The sequence below is a fragment of the Treponema denticola genome (assembly GCF_024400535.1).
GTDB classification, from domain to species: Bacteria; Spirochaetota; Spirochaetia; order Treponematales; family Treponemataceae; genus Treponema_B; species Treponema_B denticola_C.
Genome location: NZ_CP038800.1, coordinates 767748 through 793873, shown reverse-complemented (window position 1 = coordinate 793873; position 26126 = coordinate 767748). Strand labels below are relative to the sequence as shown.

The 26126-nt window shown below is 38.3% G+C and carries 26 protein-coding genes and 1 tRNA gene; 9 read left to right on the top strand and 18 right to left on the bottom strand.

The annotated features are described in order from the left end of the window. Window positions 1-79: 79 nt before the first annotated feature. The 6 genes from E4N78_RS03620 (at window position 80) to E4N78_RS03595 (ending at window position 5894) form a co-directional block, all read left to right on the top strand. Window positions 80-1105, top strand: a complete 1026-nt coding sequence (locus E4N78_RS03620; protein ID WP_255811705.1) for an ABC transporter permease — start codon at window positions 80-82, stop codon at window positions 1103-1105. Continuing rightward, on the top strand, window positions 1106-2122 hold the full coding sequence (locus E4N78_RS03615; RefSeq protein ID WP_255811704.1) for an ABC transporter permease: 1017 nt from the start codon (window positions 1106-1108) through the stop codon (window positions 2120-2122). It abuts the gene before it with no gap. Next, window positions 2119-3111 carry an ABC transporter ATP-binding protein gene (locus E4N78_RS03610; RefSeq protein ID WP_255811703.1) on the top strand — a complete coding sequence of 331 codons (993 nt, stop codon included), beginning with the start codon at window positions 2119-2121 and terminating at the stop codon, window positions 3109-3111. Before E4N78_RS03615 ends, E4N78_RS03610 begins: the two co-directional genes overlap by 4 nt. Further along, window positions 3104-4261 (top strand): ABC transporter ATP-binding protein, encoded by a 1158-nt coding sequence (locus E4N78_RS03605; protein WP_255811702.1) that lies wholly within the window; start codon window positions 3104-3106, stop codon window positions 4259-4261. The genes E4N78_RS03610 and E4N78_RS03605 overlap by 8 nt, the downstream gene beginning before the upstream one ends. After that, a complete protein-coding gene (locus tag E4N78_RS03600) occupies window positions 4261-4470 on the top strand; it encodes a hypothetical protein (protein ID WP_255811701.1) in 210 nt (69 codons plus the stop codon). The genes E4N78_RS03605 and E4N78_RS03600 overlap by 1 nt, the downstream gene beginning before the upstream one ends. Window positions 4471-4640: 170 nt before the next feature. Beyond that, window positions 4641-5894: an ATP-binding protein gene (locus tag E4N78_RS03595; protein WP_255811700.1), complete on the top strand. Its 1254-nt coding sequence runs from the start codon at window positions 4641-4643 to the stop codon at window positions 5892-5894. Window positions 5895-5949: 55 nt separating this feature from the next. Here E4N78_RS03595 and metG read toward each other — a convergent pair whose 3' ends face one another. From metG to E4N78_RS03540, 11 genes are all read right to left on the bottom strand, one after another. Further along, window positions 5950-8328, bottom strand: a complete 2379-nt coding sequence (gene metG / locus E4N78_RS03590) for a methionine--tRNA ligase (RefSeq protein ID WP_255811699.1) — start codon at window positions 8326-8328, stop codon at window positions 5950-5952. 81 nt (window positions 8329-8409) lie between these two features. Further along, a tRNA-Sec gene (locus tag E4N78_RS03585) sits at window positions 8410-8498 on the bottom strand. Between the two features lie 83 nt (window positions 8499-8581). Beyond that, entirely contained in the window at window positions 8582-8932 is a 351-nt protein-coding gene (locus tag E4N78_RS03580) for a NusG domain II-containing protein (protein ID WP_255811698.1), read from the bottom strand. Beyond that, window positions 8916-9830, bottom strand: coding sequence for a patatin-like phospholipase family protein (locus E4N78_RS03575; RefSeq protein WP_255811697.1), 915 nt, complete (start codon window positions 9828-9830; stop codon window positions 8916-8918). The genes E4N78_RS03580 and E4N78_RS03575 overlap by 17 nt, the downstream gene beginning before the upstream one ends. A gap of 44 nt (window positions 9831-9874) precedes the next feature. Beyond that, window positions 9875-10618, bottom strand: coding sequence for a glycerophosphodiester phosphodiesterase (locus tag E4N78_RS03570; protein WP_255811696.1), 744 nt, complete (start codon window positions 10616-10618; stop codon window positions 9875-9877). Window position 10619: 1 nt separating this feature from the next. Then, entirely contained in the window at window positions 10620-11414 is a 795-nt protein-coding gene (locus tag E4N78_RS03565) for a TPM domain-containing protein (protein ID WP_255811695.1), read from the bottom strand. A 5-nt stretch (window positions 11415-11419) separates the two neighbouring features. Then, a complete protein-coding gene (locus E4N78_RS03560; RefSeq protein WP_255811694.1) occupies window positions 11420-12028 on the bottom strand; it encodes a LemA family protein in 609 nt (202 codons plus the stop codon). 80 nt (window positions 12029-12108) lie between these two features. Further along, window positions 12109-12945, bottom strand: a complete 837-nt coding sequence (locus tag E4N78_RS03555; RefSeq protein WP_255811693.1) for an ABC transporter permease — start codon at window positions 12943-12945, stop codon at window positions 12109-12111. Further along, the gene (locus E4N78_RS03550) at window positions 12945-13994 is read right to left on the bottom strand and encodes an ABC transporter permease (protein WP_255811692.1); all 1050 of its coding nucleotides are present in this window, start codon (window positions 13992-13994) and stop codon (window positions 12945-12947) included. Before E4N78_RS03550 ends, E4N78_RS03555 begins: the two co-directional genes overlap by 1 nt. Then, window positions 13991-15526 (bottom strand): ATP-binding cassette domain-containing protein, encoded by a 1536-nt coding sequence (locus tag E4N78_RS03545; protein ID WP_255811691.1) that lies wholly within the window; start codon window positions 15524-15526, stop codon window positions 13991-13993. Before E4N78_RS03545 ends, E4N78_RS03550 begins: the two co-directional genes overlap by 4 nt. 25 nt (window positions 15527-15551) lie before the next feature. Beyond that, complete coding sequence (locus tag E4N78_RS03540) at window positions 15552-16589, bottom strand: BMP family ABC transporter substrate-binding protein (RefSeq protein ID WP_255811690.1); 1038 nt, start codon at window positions 16587-16589, stop codon at window positions 15552-15554. Between the two features lie 195 nt (window positions 16590-16784). Here E4N78_RS03540 and E4N78_RS03535 point away from each other — a divergent pair, with 195 nt between their 5' ends. Further along, window positions 16785-18014: an aminopeptidase gene (locus E4N78_RS03535; protein ID WP_255811689.1), complete on the top strand. Its 1230-nt coding sequence runs from the start codon at window positions 16785-16787 to the stop codon at window positions 18012-18014. A 109-nt stretch (window positions 18015-18123) separates the two neighbouring features. On the opposite strand, the gene E4N78_RS03530 is transcribed toward E4N78_RS03535, so the two are convergent. The 7 genes from E4N78_RS03530 to E4N78_RS03500 form a co-directional block, all read right to left on the bottom strand. Further along, window positions 18124-19431 carry a right-handed parallel beta-helix repeat-containing protein gene (locus E4N78_RS03530; RefSeq protein WP_255811688.1) on the bottom strand — a complete coding sequence of 436 codons (1308 nt, stop codon included), beginning with the start codon at window positions 19429-19431 and terminating at the stop codon, window positions 18124-18126. Window positions 19432-19457: 26 nt separating this feature from the next. Further along, window positions 19458-20096: a hypothetical protein gene (locus tag E4N78_RS03525; RefSeq protein WP_255811687.1), complete on the bottom strand. Its 639-nt coding sequence runs from the start codon at window positions 20094-20096 to the stop codon at window positions 19458-19460. A 161-nt stretch (window positions 20097-20257) separates the two neighbouring features. Further along, entirely contained in the window at window positions 20258-20851 is a 594-nt protein-coding gene (locus E4N78_RS03520) for a rod-binding protein (RefSeq protein WP_255811686.1), read from the bottom strand. A gap of 50 nt (window positions 20852-20901) precedes the next feature. Next, a complete protein-coding gene (gene flgG / locus E4N78_RS03515) occupies window positions 20902-21696 on the bottom strand; it encodes a flagellar basal-body rod protein FlgG (RefSeq protein WP_002670463.1) in 795 nt (264 codons plus the stop codon). A gap of 17 nt (window positions 21697-21713) precedes the next feature. Continuing rightward, on the bottom strand, window positions 21714-22526 hold the full coding sequence (gene flgF / locus E4N78_RS03510) for a flagellar basal-body rod protein FlgF (RefSeq protein ID WP_255811685.1): 813 nt from the start codon (window positions 22524-22526) through the stop codon (window positions 21714-21716). A 124-nt stretch (window positions 22527-22650) separates the two neighbouring features. After that, entirely contained in the window at window positions 22651-23235 is a 585-nt protein-coding gene (gene rdgB / locus E4N78_RS03505; RefSeq protein WP_255811684.1) for an RdgB/HAM1 family non-canonical purine NTP pyrophosphatase, read from the bottom strand. Then, window positions 23201-24178 carry a nucleoside-triphosphatase gene (locus tag E4N78_RS03500; protein ID WP_255811683.1) on the bottom strand — a complete coding sequence of 326 codons (978 nt, stop codon included), beginning with the start codon at window positions 24176-24178 and terminating at the stop codon, window positions 23201-23203. Before E4N78_RS03500 ends, rdgB begins: the two co-directional genes overlap by 35 nt. A 250-nt stretch (window positions 24179-24428) precedes the next feature. Between E4N78_RS03500 and E4N78_RS03495 the strand changes: the two genes are divergently transcribed. Both E4N78_RS03495 and truA read left to right on the top strand, forming a co-directional pair. Further along, the gene (locus E4N78_RS03495; RefSeq protein WP_255811682.1) at window positions 24429-25304 is read left to right on the top strand and encodes a DUF2225 domain-containing protein; all 876 of its coding nucleotides are present in this window, start codon (window positions 24429-24431) and stop codon (window positions 25302-25304) included. Continuing rightward, on the top strand, window positions 25304-26110 hold the full coding sequence (truA, locus tag E4N78_RS03490; protein ID WP_255811681.1) for a tRNA pseudouridine(38-40) synthase TruA: 807 nt from the start codon (window positions 25304-25306) through the stop codon (window positions 26108-26110). The genes E4N78_RS03495 and truA overlap by 1 nt, the downstream gene beginning before the upstream one ends. Window positions 26111-26126 lie beyond the last annotated feature (16 nt).

Genomic DNA, 26126 nt, shown 5'->3' with positions numbered 1-26126 from the left:
TTACTGATTGTTTAACTCAATCATAAGACCTCTTGTTTAATTTAAGCGGAGGTCTTATTTTTTACCTAAAGGAGATTTTATGGCAAATAATAATGTAAGCGGTTCAAAATCGCTGTTTGAAATCCTTTTTCCATATATCCGATATATATTCAAGCGTTTAGTATCAATAATTCCGGTATTAATAATCATGTCGGTTGCTATCTTTATACTTATCAACCTGATGCCGGGAGATCCCATACTGGCAATGCTTGATCCCGAAAAGACCAAGGCTATGACGCCGGAAGAAAGAGCCCTATATATTGAAAATATGAGAAAATTTTTAGGATATGATAAGGGCCCTGTAGAAAGATATTTTTTATGGATGGGCGATACCTTTAGAGGAGAATTCGGTTATTCGATAAAATACAATAAACCCGTAAACGAGTTTATAGGTACATACATCGGAAGATCTTTTAAAATAAATATTTGGGGCTTTCTTTTAGCCTTTTTAATTTCGATTCCGGTAGGAATCACGGCGGCAGTAAAAAAGAACAGTTTTTTTGATAAAACCGTAACGGTTTTAACAATAATAGGTATATCCCTGCCCTCTTTCTTTTTAGCGCTGCTTTTAATAATGATATTCGTTATATTTTTGAAAATTTTACCCTTTTCAGGTATGTCAGACCCTAGAGGTATACAGCCTGACTGGCATTATATCATACTGCCGGTTACCGTAGTAGTTCTTACATCCCTTGTAAGTCTTATACGCTATGTACGATCAGCAATGATTGAAATATTAAAATCAGACTACATTAGGACGGCAAGAGCAAAGGGCCTTTCAGAAAAGGTAGTTATATACAGACATGCCTTCCAAAATGCTTTAATACCGGTTGTTACCCTCATAGGTTTATCCATACCGGGACTATTCGGCGGTTCTATAGTTGTAGAAAAAATATTTGCTTATCCCGGAATGGGCCTACTGATGAACTATGCATACGGCTTTAAGGACAGGGCAGTATTACAGACTGTTCTCTTATTCTTTGGACTTCTTACATTATTGGGTAATATCTTCATAGATGTAGGATATATGGTCGTAGATCCGAGGATTCGGGAAGGAAAGGTTTAAATGGCTCAAGAAGAAAACAAAAATTTCAGCGAAAAAGACGAAGTTATTCTATCCCCTGCACAGCAGATAAGAATTAAATTCAAAAATAACAGGCTTGCGATGATAGGCTTTTATATGTTCCTTACAATAGTCCTTCTTGTTGTAGTAACTCATTTCTATACCAAATTCACAGGCTATGATTTTGCAAAAACCGATCCTGCATTAAAAAATAATCCGCCCTCATGGGTTCACCCATTCGGAACGGACAAGTACGGACGGGATACATTCATGAGAGTTCTTGAAGGAGGATGGATTTCGTTACAGGTAGGTTTTTTATCTACATTTATGGCCGTAACCATAGGTTTAACTATGGGTTCAATTGCAGGATTTTTCGGCGGCAGGGTTGATAATATTATTATGAGGTTAATAGAAATACTTTCCTCATTCCCTTTTTTGGCCATAGCTTATACAATTTCTGCCATATTTAGGGAAAGGCCGCCCGAATTCAGGCTCTATGTAATAGTTATAATACTGGGACTTTTAAGCTGGACAGGCTTAGCCCGATTGATACGGGGCCAAATTTTAGCTTTAAGGGAACAGGAATTTATTGTGGCTACAAGGGCTTTGGGCATAAAAAGGCGTAACCAGATTTTTAGACATTTGGTACCCAACGTATTAGCGACCGTTGTAGTATCTGCAACCCTCACCTTTGCATCATCTATTTTGAGCGAAGCATTCTTGTCATTCTTAAACTTGTCGGTAACCGAACCGATTCCGACATGGGGAGCTCTTTTATCGAAGGCAGCAGAAAACAGCACAAGCCTTAGAACTTTTTGGTGGATTTGGATATTCCCCGGTGCAATGCTCTTTTTGTTTATTATGAGTATCAACCTCATCGGTGAAGGTCTTAGAGACTCTATTGACCCGAAGGCCGAATATACAACAAAGGCACAACGAAAAGAGGCCAGAGCCAGACGAAAAGAAGAAAAAAGGCTTGCAAAACAGGCTAAGCAAACAGTAAAGGAGGCGGCTGTATGAAAAATCCTCTACTTGAAGTTAAAAATTTACATACATACTTTTTTACAAACAAGGGAACGATAAAGGCCGTTCAAGGTGTAGATTTTACTATAGAAGCCGGTAAAACTTTGGGAATAGTAGGAGAATCAGGCTCGGGTAAATCCATTACAGCCTTTAGTATTCTCAACCTTCTTGAATATCCGGGCAAAATTGTCCAAGGAGAAATCAATTTCGGCGGAGTAAATCTTGTAAATTTAGGCAAAAAGGAAATAAGAAAGATAAGGGGTAACGATATATCGATGATATTCCAAGAGCCCATGACCTCTCTTAACCCCGTTCACAGAATAGGAAAACAGCTAAGCGAGCCCTTAATTCTTCATCAACACATGTCAAAAAAAGAAGCTTGGAATGCCGCTATCGACCTTTTGCGCGAAGTAAAAATCCCCAATCCGGAAAACGTAGTTTATAACTACCCCTTCCAGCTTTCGGGAGGAATGAGGCAGCGCGTAATGATAGCAATGGCCTTGGCTTGCGAGCCTCGTCTTTTGATAGCCGATGAACCTACAACGGCCCTTGACGTTACAATACAGGCACAGATCTTTAAGTTGATGAACGATTTAAAGAAAAAGCACAACACGGCAATCATGTTTATCACCCATGACTTGGGCGCCATTGCAGAATTGGCCGATGATGTTGCCGTAATGTACACAGGCGAAATCGTTGAAAGGGCTCCGGTAGATGTTATTTTTGACCGACAGACTCAATTTTCTCATCCTTATAAGGAAGGTTTGCTTGAATCAATCCCCCTCTTGGATGAAGAAGTAGAATATCTCGCTCAAATTCAAGGAAGTGTACCTCATCCTCTTAAACTTCCCAAGGGCTGCAGATTTTCGACAAGGTGCGAATATGCAACCGAAAAATGCCGAAACGAAAAGCCCGAATTGGTTGAAGTAGAAGAAGGACACTTAATCAGATGCTTTTATCCGAAATCAGGAGGTAGACATGAGTAAGATATTATTGGAAACTCGAGGCCTTAAACAGTATTTTCCTACCGGCAAAACACGAAATGAGAGAAAAACTCTTAAAAGAATAGCCGATGAAGCTCTTAGGGTTTGTGCCGGCATGTTTAATACTAAGGTTGACATGAATCAGCTGATGGACATGCATAAAAGCGGTAAGGACCTCGGCAAGGAGCTTACAGACCTAATTTTGGACTATGAAACCTATTCTGACCTGCACGGTCAAAACTTATGCGTAATTGCCAATGACGGTATCGACCTCGTTATCCATGAAGGAGAAACCGTAGGCCTTGTAGGAGAATCAGGCTGCGGAAAGTCAACCTTAGGCCGCACAATACTAAAACTTTATAAGCCCACAGCGGGTGAAATCTTTTTTGAGGGTGAAAACATTACAAATTATACTGTAACTCAAATGATGCCCTTACGAAAGAAAATGCAGATTATCTTCCAAGACCCCTATTCATCTCTTAATCCTAAGATGACTGTAGGACAGATCATAGGCGAGGCCTTGCTTGAGCATGGAATGTTCAAGAAAAAAGACCCCGCATATGAAAAGTATGTAAAAGAGATAATGAACACTTGCGGCTTGGCAGACTATATGATTTACAGATATCCTCATGAATTTTCAGGCGGTCAAAGGCAGCGAATCGGTATAGCACGGGCCCTCGCATTAAAACCCAAATTCATAGTATGCGATGAAGCCGTTTCGGCCTTGGACGTATCGATTCAGTCCCAGATCATAAACCTCCTCAATGACCTGCAAAAGGAATTCCACCTATCCTATTTGTTTATTTCGCATGACCTATCGGTTGTAAAGCACATAAGCGATAGAATCGGTGTTATGTATTTGGGAAATATGGTCGAATTTACCGATAAACGCGAAATGTATGCCAATCCTCTTCATCCTTATACAAAAGTCCTTCTTTCAGCCATTCCTGAAACAGACTTACAAAAGATGAGAACAAAGAGGCGAATCTTATTGGAAGGAGACATTCCGTCCAACATCATCACGCCCACAGGCTGTAAATTCCATACAAGATGCCCCATTGCAAAGGATATATGCAAACGCGAAGTTCCTCAATTTAAGGAAGAAAAACCGAGACATTTTGTTGCCTGCCACTTTAGCGGAGCGGAGCTGTAATGTTTTTTAGAGACCATGAGCATAGTTTAAAGTCAAAAAGGCGCCAAGCCATGGAAGAAAATGAAGAATTGAATCATCTGCGGGAAGAAGCAAACCTTGAAAAAGGAGATGTTCCTGCCTTGATAATAGCAGCCCTTACAACCTTGCTGCCTATCGCAGCAATAATTGTATTAGCCTATTATCTGATATCAATGTTCATCTTCGGCTAGAGACTTAAACAAAAGGGATGTTCCTTTAAGGATCATCCCTTTTGTTCATCCTCTCATCCTAACTTTATACAAAATAATCAAATTTACTATTGTAAGAATTTAAGAAGAGTGATATTATAATGAATAATAGCGTGCAAATCACAAAATTTTTCATTATAGGAGATTCTGATATGAAAATTGAAAGATCTGAATACATTGAAAAGCTGGAAAATAGACTTCATAATGGAATGATAAAAGTAGTAACGGGAATTCGCAGAAGCGGAAAATCCTATTTAATTTTTGAATTATTTAGGGAATATTTGCTGCAAAATAAAACCGATGAAAATCACATTATAAAAATAGAATTGGAGCGGTTGGAAAATAGAAAGTTTAGACAACCGGAACAGGCCTTGGATTATATCAAATCTTTTATCAAAGATGATAAGATGCACTATATTTTTTTGGATGAAATTCAAATGATGGAAGATTTTGTAGAAGTGTTAAATTCTTTGCTCCATATTAAAAATGCAGATGTGTATGTTACAGGCAGTAATTCCAAATTTTTATCCAGCGATATTTTGACGGAATTTCGAGGCAGAGGCGATGAAATCCATGTATATCCCTTATCTTTCAAAGAAGTGATGAGTTTTTCTTCAGAAAATCCGTATAGGACATGGGCAAATTATATCATTTATGGCGGATTGCCCCTTGTGCAGAGTATGAATACCGAAGAACAGAAAATCGGTTATTTGACTAAATTATTTGAGGAAACCTATATTAAAGATATTGTTGAAAGAAACAAAATTGAAAAAGTTGTAGAACTGAATGATATGATAAACATATTGGCCTCTTCCATCGGTTCATTGACCAATCCAAGCAAGATTTTAAATACTTTTCAAAGTAAATTGAAATCTAAAATCAGTTTAAATACCATTCGGAGTTATTTGGAATATCTTAAAAATGCCTATGTAATTAGTGAAGCAAATCGATATGATGTAAAAGGCCGAAGATACATAGGAACACCGCTAAAATATTATTTTGAAGATATTGGGCTTAGGAATGCAAGACTCGGATTCAGACAGACTGAAGAATCACACCTCATGGAAAATATTATTTATAATGAACTCAAAAGAAGAGGATTTTCTGTAGATGTAGGTTCTCTCGAAAACCAAAAAACAATGGACGTCAAAAACAGAGAAAGATTTTTTTTGGAGATAGACTTTGTAGCGAATTTGGGAAGCAAGAGATACTATATCCAATCAGCACTTAACATGTCTGCAGAGGAAAAGGAGAAGCAGGAAAAAGCTTCATTACTTGAGATTAAGGATTCTTTTAAAAAAATAATCATTGTTAAAGATGGTCTGCCTGTCAGACGGGATGAAAGCGGAATTGTAACAATGGATCTGTTTGATTTTCTGTTAAATGCAGAATCATTGGGAGATTAAATCAAACATTTAAAAACACTCGGGTTTATATCAAATCATAAACCCAAAAATCGTCCTATCCCGCTTCTCCGGTTTTTACCTTTTCAAGCTTCATTTCTTTTCCGGCAGCCAAAGGTTTTTTACCCTCAATTTTAGGAATATAATCTTCTATCAATATGGGAGCGGCAAAGAAGGTATCTGCGTCTATCGCTGCCGGTTTTTGTGCGTAAAAGGCTTTTACAGCCTCAGGGTCGGAAGGATCGGCATCGCCTTCAAGGATTACGGGCGTTCCGGGAGCGGTCCATGGGGCTTGAAGAAGCTCAACATGCTCTTTTTCTTCTTCATCATACCAGCTTGCCGCCAAAAGCATCCCCTTCGACTCGATACCGCGCATCTTTCGTGGTTTTAGGTTGTCTGCAATTATGACGGTTTTTCCTAAGATTTCGTCTTCCTTCAAAAAGGGGACAAGACCTGAAAGGATTGTTCTTTCTTCGCCTGAGCCGTCATCAAGCTTTTCGATGTAAAGCTTGTCGGCATCGGGATGTCTTTCGACGGATATAATCTTGGCGGTTTTTAAGGCAATCTTTTTGGAAAAAAGCTCGGCCGGAGAGAGTTTAACTTCCGGCTTTGCAGAAGAAACAGCATCGGACTTTGAAGAGCCGCCGTCCTTACAAGCTGAACAGCCTTTTTCCGATTTTTTTCTGTCCTTTTGGCTTCCCGAATAGCGGTCACGATAGGCATCGATGACCTTGTTGTCGAGGGTCTTAAAGATGATTACGGGGTTTTCTACCGTTTTAAGCCCTTCCCTTTCGCCTAAATTTTTCCATGAAAGGAAGACTCCTTCCGGCTTATTAAATTGCGGAGCATTACCGTCAAAGATATTTCCCGACCAAATCTTTTGTCCGAAAAAGCCTGCGGCCTGATCGGCGTATTGGGGCATATAGGGATGAATTAAAATTAAAATATCCTTTATAAGATAGCAAAGCTCGGACATAAGGGCTTCGGCATATTCAGGGTCGGTTTCGCGCCTCTTCCAAGGCTCTCCATCTTGAAAGGCCTTGTTTGCAACTGAGGAAAGGGCAAAGGCTTCATGGAAGGAATCTCTAAGCTCGGCCCAATCCGAAAGCTCCCTTATCTTTTTGAAGCTTGCAGAGGCGGCATCTCTTAAAGATTTTACCATACTCTTTATATCCTCCCGACCTGATTTTGCTCCGTCAACTTGAGGTATTTTGCCATCATAATAGCGGTGAATAAAGGTGGCAGTCCTGTTTACAAGATTGCAGAGGTTTCCGATAAGCTCGCTGTTTACCCTCTCCTGAAAATCCTTCCATGTAAACTGGGTGTCGTTCTTTTCGGGGCGGTTATAAAAGATGTAGAATCTCCACATATCGGCAGGGATACCCGATTCTTTGGCATCGTTTCCGAAAACGCCCACTCCCTTCGACTTTGAAAATTTTCCGTTCTCGTAATTAAGGTACTCGGTGCCGGACATGTGAAAGAGTTTTGTCCAATTTTTTCCGGAACCTATGAGAGAACAGGGGAAGATTACCGTATGGAAGGGAATATTGTCTTTTCCGATAAATTGAAAAAGCTCTACATCATTTTGATCAAGCCACCATGCCTTCCAATCCTTTTCGGCAAGGTCAGCCCAGCATTTTGTTATCGAAATATAGCCTATTGGAGCATCGAACCATACATAAAAAACCTTGTCTTCAAAGCCTTTTTTGGGCACGGGGATTCCCCATTTAAGGTCCCTTGTTATAGCCCTTTCTTGGAGGCCGTCCCTAAGCCAGCTTTTTGACATTTGAAGGGCATTGTTTGACCATCTTCCCTCCTCTGCCGTCTTAGGCATCCACTTTTTGTACTCCGGTACGATTTTGGGAAGGTTTATATAAAGATGGGTTGTAGAGCGCACTTCGGGAGATGCCCCGCAAGAGGAACAACGGGGTTCTTTTAAATCGGTAGGATCTAAAAGTTTTCCGCAATGCTCGCACTGATCGCCCCTTGCTCCGTCATAGGAACATGAAGGGCAGGTGCCCAATACATAGCGGTCGGCCAAAAAGCGCTTACAGGATGGGCAGTAAAGCTGTTCTATAGTATGCTCGGTAATGTAACCGTTTTTATCGAGGTCATTAAAAATACCCTGAGTTATTTCGGTCTGCTGCGGTGTAGAAGTTCTTCCAAAATAGTCGAAGGCAATATTAAACCAATTGTAAATTTCAGCATGAATTGCATGATAGAATGAGCATAGCTCTTCGGGGCTCTTTTTTTCTTCGAGAGCCTTTGTCTCGGTAGCGGTTCCGTATTCATCGGTGCCGCAAATATAAAGAGTTTCATATTCTTTTAAGCGGCAAAAGCGCGCAAATACATCAGCGGATAATACTTGAATTAAGTTTCCCAAATGGGGAAAATTGTTTACATAGGGCAAAGCCGAGGTTACTAATTTTCGTTTCATAGAAATGATTATGAATTATTATTAAAAAAAAATCAACTACCCGCATTAGCTTGCAAGTTTAGTTTTATCTATAAGGAGGTACGGAAGAGGCAGGAATCGAACCTGCCATTGCGAATTATGCAACCTACGGTTTTGAAGACCGCGGGAGCCACCAGACCCCATCTGCTTCCGCAAGGACTATACACAAAATCGGAGCTTTTGTCTAGGGGTGGTTTTGCTTATAATTTAAGTAATATGGAAGATTGGTTATATTTTATTTTTTTTCTACCGATAAAAAGACCTTATTCGGCAGGCAGGCATTCCAATCGCCGTGATTTTTTAATCTTGGAGCTAAAATACAGCTTTTATTTGAGCAAGTTGAACTGACAACAAAAGCTTCGCCTCCTTCTATTTTTATATTTACAATACCTATCTCACCTTCTACGGCAAAATCTATATTTTCTTCCATTGGATAAATCCAATATCCTTTAGGAGTTCTTACCGATAAATATAAAGAAGAGCTATCCGCTGAATATATAAAGAGGGAAACAGTAATTATAATAGCGGTAATAACAGTGAGTATTAAAAAATCTAAGATTTTAATATTATCAAAAACCTTTTTCATTTTTTAAACGCCTAATAACTTTCTTTGTCATTTTTCTTCTGTATAAAAAACCTGAAATACCATCTTGAAAAAAATCAAGAAGATTTTCCCGATTATTCATAGTTACGGCATATCCATGTTGAATCGGGTAAAGAGGATCAGAAAAATCATAGGCAGCAGTTTTTTTCATGTCAATATCGAGAATATGAGTCGGAGTATTACATACTCTATAGTCGGATCGTATTGAAGCGACTTCCAAACATCGTGTTAAAATTGCAATCGAAGAATCTATATCATCATTATTTATTGCCTTAAAAGTTCCAAGCGTAACGGCCAAGATATTTTTAAAACCTTTTTCCTTAGCAATCCAAACAGGAGTATTATTTTTTACACAACCGTCTACAAAAAGTTTTCCGTTATAATTAAACGGAGCAAAAAAACCGGGATAGGAGTATGAAGCTCTCATCGCATCAGCCAATAATCCCTTATCAAAAACCACCTCATTCCCTTCACATAAATCGGTTGCGTTACAATAGAAAGGAATCTTAAGCTGATCAAATGTTTGATAACAGGAAAGTTTTTTAAAAAGAGTTAAACTCCTTTCACCTGAGTCTGCTCCTTGATGAGAAATTAAATTATTTAAACCTACTCCGATTTGTAAAAGCTTTGTCAACTTAGTAAGTCCAAAACCCAAATGAGATACATCCAGATAGTCGGTTAGATCAAAACCTTTTGAAAAAAAAGAAATCATCTCATCTACGGTCATGCCTGAAGCATAGAGCCCGCCGATAATCGCCCCCATAGAACAGCCGACTATACAATCAGGAAGCGGACAGTTCAATTCTTCAAGAGCTTTAAACATTCCAATATAGGCAAGGCCCTTTGCGCCTCCGCCCGATAAAACCAACGCCCATTTCATAATATAATTATATCTATATTTTTAAATTTATACTAGAGGAATCTTTATAATAAAGCGGCAATTTTATCAGGATAGTCCGTTATAATTGAATCCAAACCTGTACTTAAAACTTGGGAATAATCCGTTTGAATTGAACCGAACCAAGCATTGACCCTAAGGCCTTCATTATGAAGCTCATCGACAAATTCTTTTGTAAGCCTATATGCAGGAGGATGATAACACTCTACGCCATACTTCTTTAAATAAGCGGCCGGATGCAAATCCCAAGAATCAACCAAAAAGCCGCATACAAGGGAAGAATCTGTCTTTTTCATCCTCAAAACACTTTCATGGTTAAAAGAAGAAATAATACATTTGTCTTGCAGATTATATTTTTTTAAAAGAGCATATACCTTTTCTTCTATTCCAGGATATTCAAAAACACCTGTCTTTAATTCGATGTTGGAAATAATATCCTTATTTTTTATAAAATCAAAATACTCTTCAAGAGAAGGAATCTTTTCATCCAAATGTTTTATTCCGCTTGAAGCTTCCGAACTTTTAAAATTTGCTGCGGCATTTATTTTTTTTAAGTCGGCAAAGAAAAAATCTTTTACAAGACCTGAAGCATTACATGTCCTATCCAATGCTTCATCATGAATGATAACGGGTACACCGTCGGAAGAAAGGTGCACATCGAACTCTATACCGTCAACGCCTAAGTCCGCTGCTTTAGAAAAAGCAAGCATCGTGTTTTCAGGATACTTACTTCTGAAACCTCTGTGGGCAAAATTAAGAACTTTCCTCATACTACCAACCTCCTGAGGCACCGCCGCCGCCGAAGCTGCCGCCTCCTCCTGAAAATCCTCCGCCAGAAAAACCGCGGCCTGACGATCTTCCTATAGACCCGCCGAAAAAGGAACCTCTTGAAGATGATCTTCCGCTAAAGGAACGTCCCGCTCTGCCGCTTCGGGAGAGCAAGTAGAATATCCAAAAAAGCCCTCCCGGAGAAAATTTTGAAATCATAAGATAGGCAAAAAGTAAAAACAATAAGGCTTGCGGAAATCCGCCTTCATCATCTTCATTTGATGCATTGATTTCTTTTAAGAGGCTTTCGTCTTCTAAAGCATAAGCCGCCATAGCCTTGAGTCCGTCATAAATTCCTTCTCCGTAATTACCCGAACGGAATTGAGGAGCGATAAAGTTTTGGATGATTTGACCGCTTCTTGAATCTGTCAAGTTTTGTTCAAGTCCGTAACCTACCTCAATACGAAGCTTTTTATCCTTAACAGCAACCACCAAAAGAGCTCCTGAGTCTTTTTCTTTATTACCCAACTTCCATTTTTCGGCAACCTGCATAGAATAATCTTCAATAGATTCGCCTTCTAAGGACGGAATTATCAAAACAGCTATCTGAACCTGAGACCTATTGTTCAAGTCCAAAAGGAAATTTTCTATTTTATTAAATTCATTCCTCGAAAGAATTCCGGCCTTGTCAACTACAGGACCGGAAAGCGAAGGAACGGCTAAGCCGAAAGAATTAAAATTATAAAAGATAAAAAAACATAAAACAATTATCTTTTTTAAGATTTTATCTTTTTGCATAATTTTTAAAAGTTAACTTTAGGAGCGGTTGATGCTTGATCATCAGCCTTAAAATAAGCCTTTTCTCTAAAGCCGTTCATATTTGCAATAATAGAACGAGGAAATTGTCTTATATAAACATTGTATGATTGAACGGCTTCATTATATCTTTTTCGTTCAACGGCAATACGGTTTTCCGTTCCTTCAAGCTGGGTTTGTAAATCCATAAAGTTTTGATTTGCCTTAAGCTCAGGATAGTTTTCGGTAATAACCAACAAGCGCTGCAAAGCTGATCCAAGTTCGCTTTGAGCTTGTTGAAATTTTGCAAAGGATTCCGGATTATTTAAAACCTCATCGGAAACCTGCATAACCCCTCCGGCCTTTGACCTTGCTTCTGCGATATCTGTAAATACCTTAGATTCATGACTTGCATAGCCTTTTACAGTATTTACCAAGTTAGGAATTAGATCAAAACGCCTTTGATAAACATTTTCTACCTGACTCCATGCAGACTTTACATTCTCTTCTGCTTTGACAATAGAATTATATGTTCCTACAAAAAAATTATATAAACTGAAAGCCAAAACAAGAACGACAGCCAAAATAATCAATCCGGTTTTCAAACCCTTACTCATAACGCCTCCATAAATGTTAAAATAAGTTGTATTTAATTTAACAAATTACGGATAAAAAAACAAGCACTTGAGTTTTCAATTTATTTTTTTCTCGCGGAAGGTGCTGCAATAAAGAAGATTAGAGCTACAACATAGGGAAAAGACAATAAAAGCCCTGAAGGAATTTGTATTGAGCCCTGCATAATATTAACGGCATATTCGGCTGAAGAAAAAATTAGTACGGCAACAGTGCACAAAATAGGATTTTTATTACCTAAAAAAATTGCGGCTAAGGCAGTCCATCCTCGGCCTGCACTTATATTGGGGGTATAAGCTGAAAGGCGAAACACAAGAGTTGCTCCGGCACAAGCCGCAAAAAAACCTGCCATAGTCCATGAAAATATTTTATAATTATTAGGATTTATTCCGTGGGCTATTAAAACATCGGGCGCTTCACCCGAATATTTTAAATTGATTCCTTTTGAGGTGTGCTTTAAAAATAAAAATATTAAAAAAGCAAAAATCAATGCACTTATAAACGGGATTAAATTGTTTGACGGTAGAATATAAGAAGAAGATGAAAACTCTTCAAATGAGATTATGCCGCTTTTTCCTAAAAAAACTTCCGATGCCCAAGGTACAATTCCTGCTGCAAATAGATTTAAAGAGAGTCCTGTTAAAAAAGAATTTGCATTTGTCTTAACGGTAAATAAGGAAAGTAAAAAAAGGACTAATGATGTCAAAATAATTGAACCTATAAATCCTAATATAGGATAACCTGTAGCGATTGTTATAAGAGCGCAAAAAAATGCCGATATTATAACTGCACCTTCCAAAAAAACAGCCAGAGAACCGGCATACTCCGTCAGCAAAGCAGCTAAAACCAAAAATAAAAGAGGAGCAGAAATTTTCAAAATAACAGGTAATGCATCAATCATTATTTTTTCCTTTTGAAAACACAACCCTTTATACGGGAAAGAAGTTTTATTAACCTTATAGGTAAAAAATTGGCCGAAATAAAAGGAAAAACTACAGCCTGCAAAAACACGGCAGTATCAAACACCAAAGAACCTGACATTACAGCAGCATCTGAAGCACTTTGTATCCATGAGTATAAAAAAGCAGTAGGAATAATTGCAAAGAAACTATTTTTTGCAATTAAAGCTATCGCAAGAGCAGCCCATCCCATTCCCGAAGAAAAAGAGAGATGACAAATATACCAAGTTCCTGTAATTGCAAAAAAGCCGGTTAAGCCGTGAAGCCCTGCAGAAATACCCATACCCGCAAGAGGAGGAGCATAAATTGAAAAACCGGCAAACCTTGAAAACTCCGGAGCAGTTCCGGAAAGACGCAAACGGTATCCCCATTTTGTTTTTGCAAAAAAAACAATAAAAAATAAAACCGCAATAAGTGAAAATATAAAAGATATATTTAAAGAAGAAGGAGGTAAAAAACTTTTAAGTTGAAACTCATCGGCAATCGGGGGCAGAGCAAGTAAATTGCCTGATGTATCTCTCAACGGATTTCCTATAAGATAATTTACCGCAGGCAAAATAGCAGCTGAAATTAAAAAAGAAGTTAAAAGCTCATCAGCATTAAATTTAATTTTAAAAAAACCGGAAATAAAGCCGATTAAGCCTGAAGCAAAAAACACAATTAAACCTGTAATAACAAGTTGAAATACAGGCTCTGTCCAAGTATTCTGCAAAAGGATTCCCGTCAAAAGACCTGCAAAATATATTTGCCCCTCCCCGCCTAAATTAAAACAGCCGCACTTAAAAGCAAATAAGGAGCCCAATGAAGCAAATAGGAGCAAGCTTGTTTTATTCAGCATATTTCCGAAATGCCAAAAAGACGAAAAAGGCTTTAAAAAGAATTGAGATAAAGCATTTCTCGAATCTTGGGAACCTAGGGCAATGAAGCCAATTATTACTATAGTTCCTAACAAAAAAGCCGGTCCGGAACTTAAAAATCCGTATTTTTTCAATTTTCTTTTCCTAAAATATAAACTTTATCAAAATAATTTTTATAAGAAGCCGTGTCAAATTCTTTTGTCAATATTAAAATTATTTTACCTTGATCTGCCAGACTTCGAAACTTATTCATAAGTATTTCTGTACTCAGCATATCCAAACCCCATGCCGGTTCGGATGCTATTATAATTTCAGGATTTTCTGCAAGACAACGGGCCAATATTAAACGTTGGAGTTGCCCCCCTGAAATAGTTCCCTCCAAACGGCTTTTGCCGGCAATTATATTTTCAGTTTTTAATACCGATAAAATAAATTTCTCTGAATCTTTTTTATCGAAAAAGGCATTTTTAAATCTATAACAATTTAAAATATCTTCAATTGAAAGATTTGCATCAGCTCCGCGGAAATTACGATCTGACGGAATAAAGCCTATTTTGTTTTTTAGAAGAAAGGAAGGTTTAATTAGTTTACAATCAAAAACTTTTTTTTCGTCTTTTGTTTCAATTGAAATATATCCACTATGATATCTTGTATCTATATTCCCATGCTTTGTCTCTACCATTCCGGATAAAATATCTTCCAAATACTCAATACCGCTATTAGGGAAACCTATAAGTCCGATAATACTTCCGCTTTCAGCTTCAATTTCAACTTTTTGTATTTCAGAACTAAGGCCTGAATTAAAAGAAATATATATGTTAAAAAGCGAGACACCTTCTTTTTTATCTTTATCAATATTTTTTTTAACCGATTTTTCACGCATCAAAAATACATCTTCAGAAAAGAGCAGTTTTTTTATAAAAATATCTGCCGAGCTATCCGATAACAATGATTTAGTTAAAAAACTACCTTGCATTTTTCCATTTTTTAAAACCGAAATTCGATCGGAAAAATTTAAAGCTTCTTCAACCTTATGAGTAATTAAAATTACTCCCATCTTAGACTCCATACAGTTCTGCTTTAACATTGAAAAGAAGGTTATCCGCTCTTTATCTGTAAAAACCGATGCAGGTTCGTCTAAAATTAAAAATTTGGGATTACGATATAAAGCTGAAAGCATTGCAGTATAAAATTTTTTATCGGCAGAGAGATTTTTTATCTTTGCATTTAAATTCAAATCAATATTCCATTTGGATTTTAAATTCTCTATTTTTTGTTTTTCAGTGCGTAGATTTATAAAAGATAAAAATCTTTTTTGTCCGCTGCCTATCATTATATTTTCAAAAACGCTTGCATTTAAAGCAAGGCGCGGCTTTTGGTGGACAATTGCAATACCGGCATTTAGAGCATCATTCGGAGATCTGAATTTAAAAACTTTATCCGCTATCTTTATTGAACCTTGCGTCGGAGAAATAAGTCCGGAAAAAATATTTACCAGTGTAGATTTTCCGGCTCCGTTCTCTCCGAGCAAAGCATGAATTTCAGAAGTGTAAAACTCTATGTCAACATAACTCAATGCGGCATTTACAAATATTTCTCCGGTACGGCTGTTTTCCGTTTCATATATTTTATAAATACCTCTAAGTTCAGCCGTGGTTTTATTCATCACTTCTTGAAAAACCTTTAATAATTTATTTTACCGGCAAATCTAAAGAGCCGTCATATATTTTCTTCAACATTTCTTCTTGTTTTTTTCGTATCTCCTCCGGAACGGTTTGAATATAAATAGGGTCATCGGAAACAAAATTAACATAACCTTCTTTAATTCCAAGAGTCGAAGCAGTTCCTTCTTTTATAGTTCCTTCAATGAAATTTAGAATTTGCTCGTAGGCCAATTTTTTTTGCATCATCTCGGAACTTGAAATTACATAGCCCTTTGCTTTTGAGTAACCGTTATTATCAAACCATGAAACATAAAAACCCAATTCCTTTGCTGCCGCAAGTACTCCTTGATTAGCACCGCCTGAAATAGGCATGATTACATCTGCTCCGTTTTTATACATTGCTCTGGCCAGCTCCGCCCCTTTAGATGCATCATACCAATTTCCGACAATTTTAAAGTCAACGGAAAATTCCGGATCTACAGCCCTTGCACCCTCTAAAAATGACGGTAAAATTATATTCATCATTGCCGGATATTCCTGCCCCGCTATAAGCCCTAATTTTTTTTCAGCATTTGCAAATTCCATTTTACTTAAACTTACCAAGGCAGAAATATAACCTGCTATATAAGCCTGCTCTCTTTGATTATAACGGAAAGTTGTGATCATCGGATTTCCCTGAGCATAGGCATCAAGAATTAAAAATTTTTGATTGGGGAATTGCTTGGAAATAGGCTCTATAATTCCGGGTAAAGACGGATTAGAAGAAACTATTAAATCATATTTTCCGTCAACAACAAGCGAGGTGAGCTTCGTTCCCCAGTCTGCCTGATTTGTACCGGCTTCCAAAATTTTCAAGTTTACTTTTTTACCCTTTGAATTTGCAGAATCAACTGCCTCTTCAGCTCCTGACGCCAGCATATCGTAAACCGGACTTTCAGCTCTAACACCGGGTAAAAAAACCGCAATACTTATTTCTTTTCCTTCTTTGGTATTCTCTGTTTTTGAACACGAAAAAAAGCAGGAAAGAATTAAAAAACATAAAACAAAACTAAATATTTTTTTCATGGCTAACAATATAACAAAAAAAAGAATGTAATGCAAGACGGACAAAATATAGGGAGCCTCTAAAAACATCAGTTTTTAGAGATGTCCTAAATATAAAAAAACAGCTTTATATAGTCAGGATAAAATATAAAGCATTTACTTTTTGTTCTTTTTATGTTAGAGTGCTAAAACTATAAATTATTCTTGGAGGATTTTATGGATTTTAAACGAAATATAGAAAAGTATGTTGAACTTATTTTAAAAGTCGGCCTTAATATACAAAAGGGCGACGGAATATTTGTGCTTGTAAACGAACACTCAATCGGCATGGTTCGTGAAGTTACAAAACAGGCTTATAAGATGGGAGCTAAGGATGTTGTCTATGATTTTTCGGATGATGAGATGACTCTTGCCCGCTATGCCTATGGAGACGAAAGCATCTTTAAGGAAATGCCTAAATTTAAAATCGACTACATGGAAGCGGCTTATAAAAATAATTACCACCGCCTTGCAATAGTAGCCGACAATCCGGAACTCTTAAAAAATGCAGATGCCAAAAAAGTTTCGGAATGGAATAAAACCAGAGCCATAGCTTCAAAGCCCATAATGAAATACACTATGGAAAACCATGTAAAATGGTGCGTTGCGGCCCACCCTACTCCGGCTTGGGCAAAATCTGTCTTTCCGGAATTAACTGAAGAGCAAGCCCTTACAAAACTTTGGGAAAAGGTCTTCGATGCAACAAGGGTCAGCATGGACGATCCGGTCGCCGCATGGAAAGAACATGATGCAGCCTTAAAAAAACATCAAAACTTTTTAAACGAAATGGCCTTTGAAAAACTCTTATACAAGGGACCGGGAACAGACTTGGAAGTATATCTTACCGAAGGGCACCGCTGGGTAGGCGGTTCAGGCAAGAGTACTCGAGGCGATGTCTTTATGGCTAATATCCCGACTGAAGAAGTATTTTCGATGCCCCACGCCTTTAAGGTAAACGGAACATTAAAAGCTACAAAACCCTTGGCTGCCAGAGGAAGAATTATAAACGATTTCCATTTTACCTTTAAGGACGGAAAGGTTGTAGACTTTGATGCTAAGGAAGGAAAGGATGTGCTTCAATCCCTATTAGACTCCGATGAAGGAGCGAGCCGATTAGGCGAGGTCGCTTTAGTCGCAGATGATTCCCCCATCAGCAATACCGGAGTTCTTTTTAAAAACACCCTTTTTGATGAAAATGCATCCTGTCATTTTGCCATAGGAAATGCCTACAGCGAAAACATAAAAGGCGGAGCAGACTTTTCCGATGAAGACAAGAAAAAAATAGGAATGAATAATTCGATTATTCATGTAGACTTTATGGTAGGCGGCCCCGAACTTTCCGTTATAGGCGTAAAAAAAGACGGAACTCAAGTTCAAATTCTAAAAGACGGAAACTGGGTAATATAAGGAAAAAAATGTTTTACCTCTATCCGATATAACCGGGATAATTGATAAAACAGATATTATTCGGGCACTGCCTGCAATGCCCGAATAATTTTTAAATAAAACCACCTAATTACTTAATTGCCTGTGCGCCGAAACCTTTTACCGCACCGAACAGCTTTACGGCATCATCTTGAGGATATTTGTTTGCAAACATAGACACATCGGTCTGAACCTTCATTGTTTGGTTCATTCCCATTGCACGCCTAAACTCATTAGCAGGAGAGTTGGCATCATAGTCTGTTTTTTCTTTATAAGTAGCATTTAAAAAACCAGCCAGGTATGCCTTGTTTAAGACATTTTTAAGCGGAGCGATGTCTTTTAATTCTTCATTTCCTTCTGCACTATTAAAGCGGTCTACATCTTCAAAGTCCTTTACCCATACATACTCGAAGGTTCCTAAACCCGGCAGGGTTACATCCGCCTGTTTGTTCATAAAAAAGCGGTTGTTGTCTACGAGTACCTTTCGTCCATTTTCCATTGAAGCGGGACTATCGATTCGGCATCGGTCGATTGCAGAAAGACAAGACAGTCCAATAATATTGTGGTGTATATTTACCTCAACCTTTGTCATAACGCGGAACCCATAGCCCATATCTTCAAAAGCATGAGTACGCGGCCATGTAAATAAGACCGTGTTATATGCGAACTCCACCGTTATGGCATTTGGTTTATTTTCTTTTCCCCAAATTTCACAAGCAGACATTGCATTTGCAGTAAAGACGTTATTTAAAATTTTAACATTGCCTGTTCCTCCAAACTGAATGGCAAAATTGGAAGCATTGTTGAATACGCAGTTTTGAATAAGCACATCGCATTTCATAATACTGCCGCCGAATATAGCCTTTTCTGTTGTAATGGATTTTTCATTACCATTCACACCTTGACCCGGCGGTAAAACAAGCATACCGGTTTCTACACCCTGAGGCTTACCCTTTGTGGGATGATACCCGTTTGAAAGACCTTTATCAAAAATAATACCGTCAATTACGAGTTTTTTACCCTCACCGTTTTTAATGTCGAATTCCATAGCTTTGTTTGCTCTGCCTGTTCCGTTTGAGGAGGCCGGCGGCATAACAAGAGTGCGGTATTTTAAAACATCCCGTTTGGAAAAGTCTTTGGAATATCCGCCGTAAATTTCGACTGCTTTTTGTATCATGATAAAACCCTTGTCTCGAATGCCGTAGTAATTGCCTTCTGCAACATAGATTTTATCGCCCGCCTGAGCCTTTTCAGCAGCCTTTTCAATATTCTTAAACGGAGCATCTTTTGTGCCTGCGTTTCCGTTCTTACCCGTTTCTTTTGAAACATAGTAGTCAGCGGCTGCTGCCTGCATTAGGACACAGCACACCAGTAAACAAGTTATAATTCCTTTTTTCATTTTATAACCTCCTATAATATACTTAATTACGGTTCAGTTATATTTCCCTGTGCATCAAGATAGTACACAGGGATAGCAACAACCGGCTCACGATCGCTTCGCCATTTTGATTGAAGCCCTTTCTGAAGCGGGCTGTAATAATAAGCCTTTGCGCTTGCCTCACACTGGGATGTCCAAAAGTCTTTGCTCGTAAATTGAGCTATTTTTTCAGCCTCATCCCGTGATGGGAGCCAGCCTCCTCGTGAAATGCAGTACATAACCGCGCTATTTTTTACCGTATGCGCTTTGGAACTGTTCGATTCGAATTCGCTTTTTAAGAAAATACTGTTTTCTTTTCCGGCACCCATATCTGAGGATAGGTACTTTGTGCTTATATACCGTGAACTATCAAGATCCCATGGCATCGGCTCAGAAGGCGTTCCCATTGCAAGATACCGCCAGCGCCCTGCACCCGTGTTTACCCACACGATCGTTTTACCGTTCAGTATATCGCCTGCATAATACGATTTTGACGGCGTCGACTGCCTTGATTGTGTCGACGACGACGCTGAACTGTTGTCTGAAAGGATAAGCTCTTCCAAAAAAGCACAGCTTGAAAAAAGCAGTCCAATCAGTACGGTTATGATGAGCACCGCAGATCTCATTTTATTGTTGTTTATTTTCATTACAACCTCCTTATTATCAACTATACCACGCTTTTGTGCAGATTTCAACATTCAGTGGAAAATTAAGGGGAAAATTTTATACTTTTTTTACGGAATTAGGCGGAACTTGAGGATATAAAGAAAAGAAAGAGAATACTTTGTTATGCCTTAAAGGCTTTCCCTTAATTTGAAAGCTCCAGATAGATTTGATCGGCAAGGCCGAAGCCGGCGTTTTTGGTCATGCTGCGGCCTAGCTCATCATACATCATATCTTGGTACATCTTGCCTGCAAAGGATTCATCTCCTGCAAGAGTTTTTCCGGTCAAGGTATTCCGCATAGAGTCGAGCATTATTTTTACAAAGTAGGATTCAAACTCAAGAGCTTGTTCGTAAAGCTTACTCGTCCTGTCAATCGAATATCTTGAATGAACCGTCTCGCCGGATTTTCCGAAGGAGGAGGCCATACCTTGAACCTCCCTGTGAGTGTCGGCCGGAACGGGATTTTCTATCTTCATAGATTTTAAAATATCGCCAGGTAGGCGGGTATCAAAGAGGGCTTCCGAATTGCCCGTCTTTAAACCTGAGACGGAAGCAGAGCTTTCGCCCTGAATATTGGAAATAATGGAAGACGCTCTTTCAGAACCTCTTAGAGCTTCAAGCATTTGAGTAAAATTTTGTTGAGATTTTGCCGATGCAGGGACTTCACTTTTATTTATCAAAGAATTTTTTACCTCTTCCCTGCCCGCTTGATTTGTTCCTATTTTGTTTACTTCCATTTCTTCCCTCCCAAGCCTTAACTAAAATTATCTTTAAGATTAACTAAAAACTATCGCTTTAAACTTACCGCAGTACCAAGCATATTGTCGCTTGTCTGGATAGCCTTAGAATTAAACTCGTAAGCTCTTTGAGCCACAATCATATTTACCATTTCGCTTACGGTTGAAACGTTTGACATTTCCAAAAACTTGTGCTCGGTTCTTCCGAAGCCGGTAAACCCGGGACGCCCCGGAATAGCCGTACCTGATGCAGGGGTCTGCCTAAAAAGGTTAGAACCCTCGGCTGAAAGACCTGCATTATTCTGGAAGCGGTAAAGCTCTATCTGGCCTACTTCGATCGGATCGTCTATATCGCCGACTTTAACGGTAACACGGCCGTCCCTGCTGACTGCAATCGTATTTTCACGATAGCCTTCGGGAAAGATTATTTCGGGCAAAACGCGTAAACCGTTTGAGGTTACAAGCTGGCGGTCTGCATCAATCTTAAAAGAGCCATCCCTTGTATAAGCATAGGTTCCGTCATATTGAAGAACCCTAAAAAAACCTTCACCCTGAATTGCTATATCGCTTGTTACGCCCGTATTTTGCAAGGAGCCTTGTTCAAATATTCTTTGGGTAGCGGCAAGCCTTGCACCGTGTCCCATCTGAACTCCTACCGGAGTAATCGTATCCTCTGTAGCAGGTGTACCGGCAGTTTTTACCGTCTGATAGATGAGGTCTTCAAATTCCGCTCTCTGCTTTTTAAAACCGCTTGTATTTACGTTTGCCAGGTTGTTTGCAACCGTGTCGATGTTTGCCTGTTGAGTGTTCATGCCTGTTGCGGCCGTCCATAAACTTCTAACCATAACTTAACTCCTATTTCTTATTTTTTAACTGCTTCATTCCATAGTTTGGCCATCATTGTATCTTCGGCCTGAATGGATTTTTGATTGGCCTCATAGGCCCTGTTTACTTCTATCATCCTAACCATTTCGTTTACGACATTTACATTGGAAGCTTCGATAAAGCCCTGCACTACAACGGGACGGGACGGTCCCTCGGCGGCAATGGCCTTTCCTGAAAGAGGTGTATCCAAATAAAAGCTTGTTCCGTTTTTGCTTAAATATCTGTCGTTTTCAAATTCCACTATTTTTAAGCGGTCCAGATAAACTGAATCGCTTTCGGGTGCGGTAATCGGGCGTACATAGATTTGTCCGTCTTGGTTGATCTTATATTCCATGTCCTGTAAAAAGATGCGGCCGTTTTCTCCCATAACGGGATAGCCTTCCTTAGTCATAAGATAGCCTTCAACGCCAATCATAAAATTTCCGTTTCGGGTATACTTTTCTCCATAAGGAGTTTCGACGGCAAAAAAGCCCTGTCCTTCCAAAGCTAAATCGGCCGGAGAGCTTGTCTGTTTTAAAGAGCCTTGCTCAAACTCGGTAAAAATCTCGTTAGTTTCAACGCCGAGCCCCAGTTTTCCTATAATAGGAGCTATGTCCGATGAGCCGAATGGATTTTTTATTACGCCGTCATCATTCAACCTTCTTAAAAGCAATTCGGGAAAAGACTTTTGAACTGAAACATCTCTTTTAAAACTGGTCGTATCCAAGTTAGCCAAATTATTTGAAATAACATCCAACTGACGCTGTTGAGCAAGCATTCCGCTCGCCGCAGTATACCAACCTCTTACCATATAACCACCTCTTATAATACTGATAAACAGTGAGGCTGAATTTCTGCCGAACTGTTTATCATAGCTCTTATATGATTTTCGGCATAGTAAAAGGTTTTTTTAGTAAAATTTAAGCTTTATAAGGCTATATCTTTTCTATAATCTTTTTGATAGCAGCAAGGGCTCTGCCTCTATGCGAAACGGAGTTTTTTTGATCGGAGCTGAGCTCGGCAAATGTTTTGCCGAATTCTTCCATAAAAAATATAGGATCGTACCCAAAGCCTCCTGAACCGGCCGGTTCTTCAGTTATATAACCTTCGCAAGTTTCCTGAACCGCATAAAAGCGGTCTTCGCTTAAAAGAAAAATCATACAGCAAGCAAAGTGAGCTCTACGGTTTTTCTCTTTTTTTAATTGCAAAAGAACCTTGTTAATACCGGCTTCGGCCGAAACATGTTCTCCGTTTACGGCCCCATAACGGGCAGAATGAATGCCCGGAGCACCGTTTAACGAATCTATACACAAACCTGAATCATCCGCGAGAACAGGAGTTTTTACTATATCATAAAGAGCCTTTGCCTTTATCATAGCGTTTTCAAAAAAACTGCTTCCGTTTTCTTCAGGATCAAATTCTATATTTTCTTCTTTGGGTAAAACAATTTTATGAGCAGGAAGAAGCTCCTGTACCTCATGTTTTTTATTTATGTTTCCTGATGCCAGATATATTTTCATTTTTAGGAGTATACCAGATTTTCATGGTTTTTGCAATATTTTTATCTATTGTTCCTTTACATATGTTTATATACTTTTGTATATCAGTGCTGCTCGGAGCCTTTATTTGTCTCTTATTCAATTTTAAAGTTTTTGTCATTAAATTATGATTATAGTCTAATGAGCGTTTAATTGTTTCATATTGATCTTGAGTATTATTGGTCTTGTATAAAAGATATCTAAAAAGTTGAACCTTTATATAATATTTGTTTCTATTACAACCGTAATAATTAATTTTTTCAAGCCTTTTAAAACAAGCAGCCCTAAGATCTTGAAGGATTGAACACAGAAGAGAAGGAGACATTTTTATTTCGGCCGATATTTTATCGATTAAATCATCATCTAAAAACAAGCAAGCCTTACATGCCAGTAAAAAAATTTTCCTATGCTTGGAAGGCATATTAAAATATAAGGCTCTTCTAAACTCCAATTCTTCTTTTGAAATTTCTGTTTTAGAATAAATAAATTTCTTTTTCATGTTTTTACAATAATCCGGCTCAGACTCAGCTGCATACAGATTAAAGTCATCATTTGAATCACGTTCATGAAGAATATTATGCCATCTAAAATCTTCTTCTTTGGCAATAATTTCTCTATTTATCTCATCTCTTACATTTTTACACCTGAATGTCAAAGCGGAAAACCTTATTGAATTTGTCAAATAAGTATAAAAACTAGCTAAATTATGATTATAGGTATCCAGAACACGTGGAATTTTATAATAAAATTTAAGCAAAAAATCGCTGCGCAAATCTTCATCTTTAAAATACACACCGAAACTCTCCAAATTCATATAGATAATTTCAAAAATTTCCATTATCAGCTCTTGCTTTTTTGAAACGCTTATTTTATTGTCATAATAGGTATTGACAAATTCCTCGCCTTTTTTTAAACTGAAGTTCACTTTTTACCTCCTTTTAATTTTAATATATTGAATATTTAAAAGCAAAAAGTGTGCTAAGAAGCGTATAACAAAAAAACAGTGTTATTGGAGTTTATTTTATTTTTAGAAACCTAAAAACTGATTTTTTAGCTTGTGTCTATTTAAGTTTAATAAAATCTTAGGTCTAAAATGAGTTTTTATAAACATATCGGAAATTCAAACCTTAAAAATACATAAAAAGAACCGATAATCAATAACGGGGAATAAAGCGATGATAAAAAAAAATACTGAAAAAGAATCTCGTACAAGCAGCATAACATTTTATTCAAAAGAGCAGGTACAGTGTCCCGTGTGCAGTACAAAATTTAAAAGAGAAGAGCTGCACTCAGGCGGCGGACGATTAATCGCCGGAGACCTTACCGACGAATTACGCAGGCTTTATGAACCTTCGGCAAAATACGGCGAAATATTTCCGACCGTGTACAATTTAACCGTTTGCCATAAGTGCCTTTATGCAGCCTTTCCGCAAGATTTTTCCATTCCTTCCCGTCCGGTTATCGAAAACCTTTTTGAAAATACGGAAGTAAGATATGATGCAATAAAGGGACTATTTCATAATGTGGATTTTACAAAATCCCGCGGTTTAAATGAAGGAGCAGCCTCATATTACCTTGCGATTTTATGTTACGAGCTTTTTGAAGAAAAATTTTCGCCCACAATAAAACAGGCTATATGCGCCATAAGGGCGGCATGGCTTTTTGACGAACTTGGTAAAAAATACCCTGAAGAAAATTATAAATATGTTTCAGACCTTTTTTATCAAAAGGCAACCTTTCTTTACCGCCGCGCCCTTGAATTGGAATCGACAGGAACGGAAATAATTGCAGGCTTAAAATCTTTCGGCCCTGATGTAGATAAAAACTACGGTTATGACGGTATAATCTATCTTTCAGCCCTTCTTGAATATAAGTACGGCCAAAAGCTCGATATGGAAATGCGTTTAAAACGTTTGGATTATCACAAATTTGCCCTTGCAAAAATGTTCGGTCTAGGAAAATCAAGTAAAAATAAGCCGGGGCCGATTTTGGAAGCGGCAAGAAATCTCTACGACACTCTCAAAGTAGAGCTAAAGGATGTAGACGATTAATGGAAGCATCCCAAAATCAAAAAAACATTCTCCTTACCCTCTCCTATGACGGTACTAATTTTTGCGGCTGGCAAAAGCAAACCAAGGAAGGAGCTGAAACCTTCCGTACGGTTCAAGGAGAATTGGAAAAAGCCTTAACCAAAATTCATAAACATCCTATCGAAACAAACGGCTCAGGCCGCACGGATTCAGGGGTTCACGCAGCCCGCCAAGCCGTAAACTTTTTTAGCGACATAAAAAGCATGAAGGCCTCAAATTTTTTACCGGCACTTAACTCAATCCTGCCTAAGGATATAAGGGTGATAGATGCAGCTGAAGTATCCCCCCTCCTGCATGCACGCTTTAATGCTCTTTCCAGAACCTACCGCTATAAAATCAAATGCGGCAAAACAATCTTTGCCCACGAGCAGCCCTATACTTGGCACATAAGGCGGTATCCTGACATAGCCGCCTTAAACGAAATGGCCTCCTGTCTTTCCGGCGAGTTAGACTGTACCGCTTTTTCTGCAGCCGGAGATCAAAGTATAAGTAAATCCCGCTATATCAAAAAAGCAGTCTTTTTTATCGAAAACGATTATCTTATTTTTGAAATTTGTGCAAATGCCTTTTTATGGAAGATGGTACGCTCAATAGTGGGAACTCTTTTGCATTTAGACGAAATAGGAGCTTCCAAAAAAGATTTTAAGGATATCTTAGAATCAAAGATGAGGGAAAAAGCAGGCCCCACAGCTCCTCCCCAAGGCCTTTTTTTATGGTCTATAGAATATCCTAACGACCTGCTCAAAACACCGCCGGACAGTTTTTAATAGAAAATCAACACCC

What these genes read in the sequence shown, in the direction of transcription:
- E4N78_RS03560 (WP_255811694.1), bottom strand. Translation starts at nt 12,028, where the DNA reads ATGAGTAAGGGTTTGAAAACCGGATTGATTATTTTGGCTGTCGTTCTT.
- metG (WP_255811699.1), bottom strand. Translation starts at nt 8,328, where the DNA reads ATGAAACGAAAATTAGTAACCTCGGCTTTGCCCTATGTAAACAATTTT.
- E4N78_RS03565 (WP_255811695.1), bottom strand. Translation starts at nt 11,414, where the DNA reads ATGCAAAAAGATAAAATCTTAAAAAAGATAATTGTTTTATGTTTTTTT.
- E4N78_RS03600 (WP_255811701.1), top strand. Translation starts at nt 4,261, where the DNA reads ATGTTTTTTAGAGACCATGAGCATAGTTTAAAGTCAAAAAGGCGCCAA.
- E4N78_RS03530 (WP_255811688.1), bottom strand. Translation starts at nt 19,431, where the DNA reads ATGAAAAAAGGAATTATAACTTGTTTACTGGTGTGCTGTGTCCTAATG.
- truA (WP_255811681.1), top strand. Translation starts at nt 25,304, where the DNA reads ATGGAAGCATCCCAAAATCAAAAAAACATTCTCCTTACCCTCTCCTAT.
- E4N78_RS03620 (WP_255811705.1), top strand. Translation starts at nt 80, where the DNA reads ATGGCAAATAATAATGTAAGCGGTTCAAAATCGCTGTTTGAAATCCTT.
- E4N78_RS03575 (WP_255811697.1), bottom strand. Translation starts at nt 9,830, where the DNA reads ATGAAATGGGCGTTGGTTTTATCGGGCGGAGGCGCAAAGGGCCTTGCC.
- E4N78_RS03610 (WP_255811703.1), top strand. Translation starts at nt 2,119, where the DNA reads ATGAAAAATCCTCTACTTGAAGTTAAAAATTTACATACATACTTTTTT.
- E4N78_RS03570 (WP_255811696.1), bottom strand. Translation starts at nt 10,618, where the DNA reads ATGAGGAAAGTTCTTAATTTTGCCCACAGAGGTTTCAGAAGTAAGTAT.
- E4N78_RS03595 (WP_255811700.1), top strand. Translation starts at nt 4,641, where the DNA reads ATGAAAATTGAAAGATCTGAATACATTGAAAAGCTGGAAAATAGACTT.
- E4N78_RS03555 (WP_255811693.1), bottom strand. Translation starts at nt 12,945, where the DNA reads ATGATTGATGCATTACCTGTTATTTTGAAAATTTCTGCTCCTCTTTTA.
- E4N78_RS03605 (WP_255811702.1), top strand. Translation starts at nt 3,104, where the DNA reads ATGAGTAAGATATTATTGGAAACTCGAGGCCTTAAACAGTATTTTCCT.
- E4N78_RS03545 (WP_255811691.1), bottom strand. Translation starts at nt 15,526, where the DNA reads ATGAATAAAACCACGGCTGAACTTAGAGGTATTTATAAAATATATGAA.
- flgG (WP_002670463.1), bottom strand. Translation starts at nt 21,696, where the DNA reads ATGGTTAGAAGTTTATGGACGGCCGCAACAGGCATGAACACTCAACAG.
- E4N78_RS03495 (WP_255811682.1), top strand. Translation starts at nt 24,429, where the DNA reads ATGATAAAAAAAAATACTGAAAAAGAATCTCGTACAAGCAGCATAACA.
- E4N78_RS03580 (WP_255811698.1), bottom strand. Translation starts at nt 8,932, where the DNA reads ATGAAAAAGGTTTTTGATAATATTAAAATCTTAGATTTTTTAATACTC.
- E4N78_RS03520 (WP_255811686.1), bottom strand. Translation starts at nt 20,851, where the DNA reads ATGGAAGTAAACAAAATAGGAACAAATCAAGCGGGCAGGGAAGAGGTA.
- E4N78_RS03540 (WP_255811690.1), bottom strand. Translation starts at nt 16,589, where the DNA reads ATGAAAAAAATATTTAGTTTTGTTTTATGTTTTTTAATTCTTTCCTGC.
- E4N78_RS03525 (WP_255811687.1), bottom strand. Translation starts at nt 20,096, where the DNA reads ATGAAAATAAACAACAATAAAATGAGATCTGCGGTGCTCATCATAACC.
- E4N78_RS03615 (WP_255811704.1), top strand. Translation starts at nt 1,106, where the DNA reads ATGGCTCAAGAAGAAAACAAAAATTTCAGCGAAAAAGACGAAGTTATT.
- flgF (WP_255811685.1), bottom strand. Translation starts at nt 22,526, where the DNA reads ATGGTAAGAGGTTGGTATACTGCGGCGAGCGGAATGCTTGCTCAACAG.
- E4N78_RS03535 (WP_255811689.1), top strand. Translation starts at nt 16,785, where the DNA reads ATGGATTTTAAACGAAATATAGAAAAGTATGTTGAACTTATTTTAAAA.
- rdgB (WP_255811684.1), bottom strand. Translation starts at nt 23,235, where the DNA reads ATGAAAATATATCTGGCATCAGGAAACATAAATAAAAAACATGAGGTA.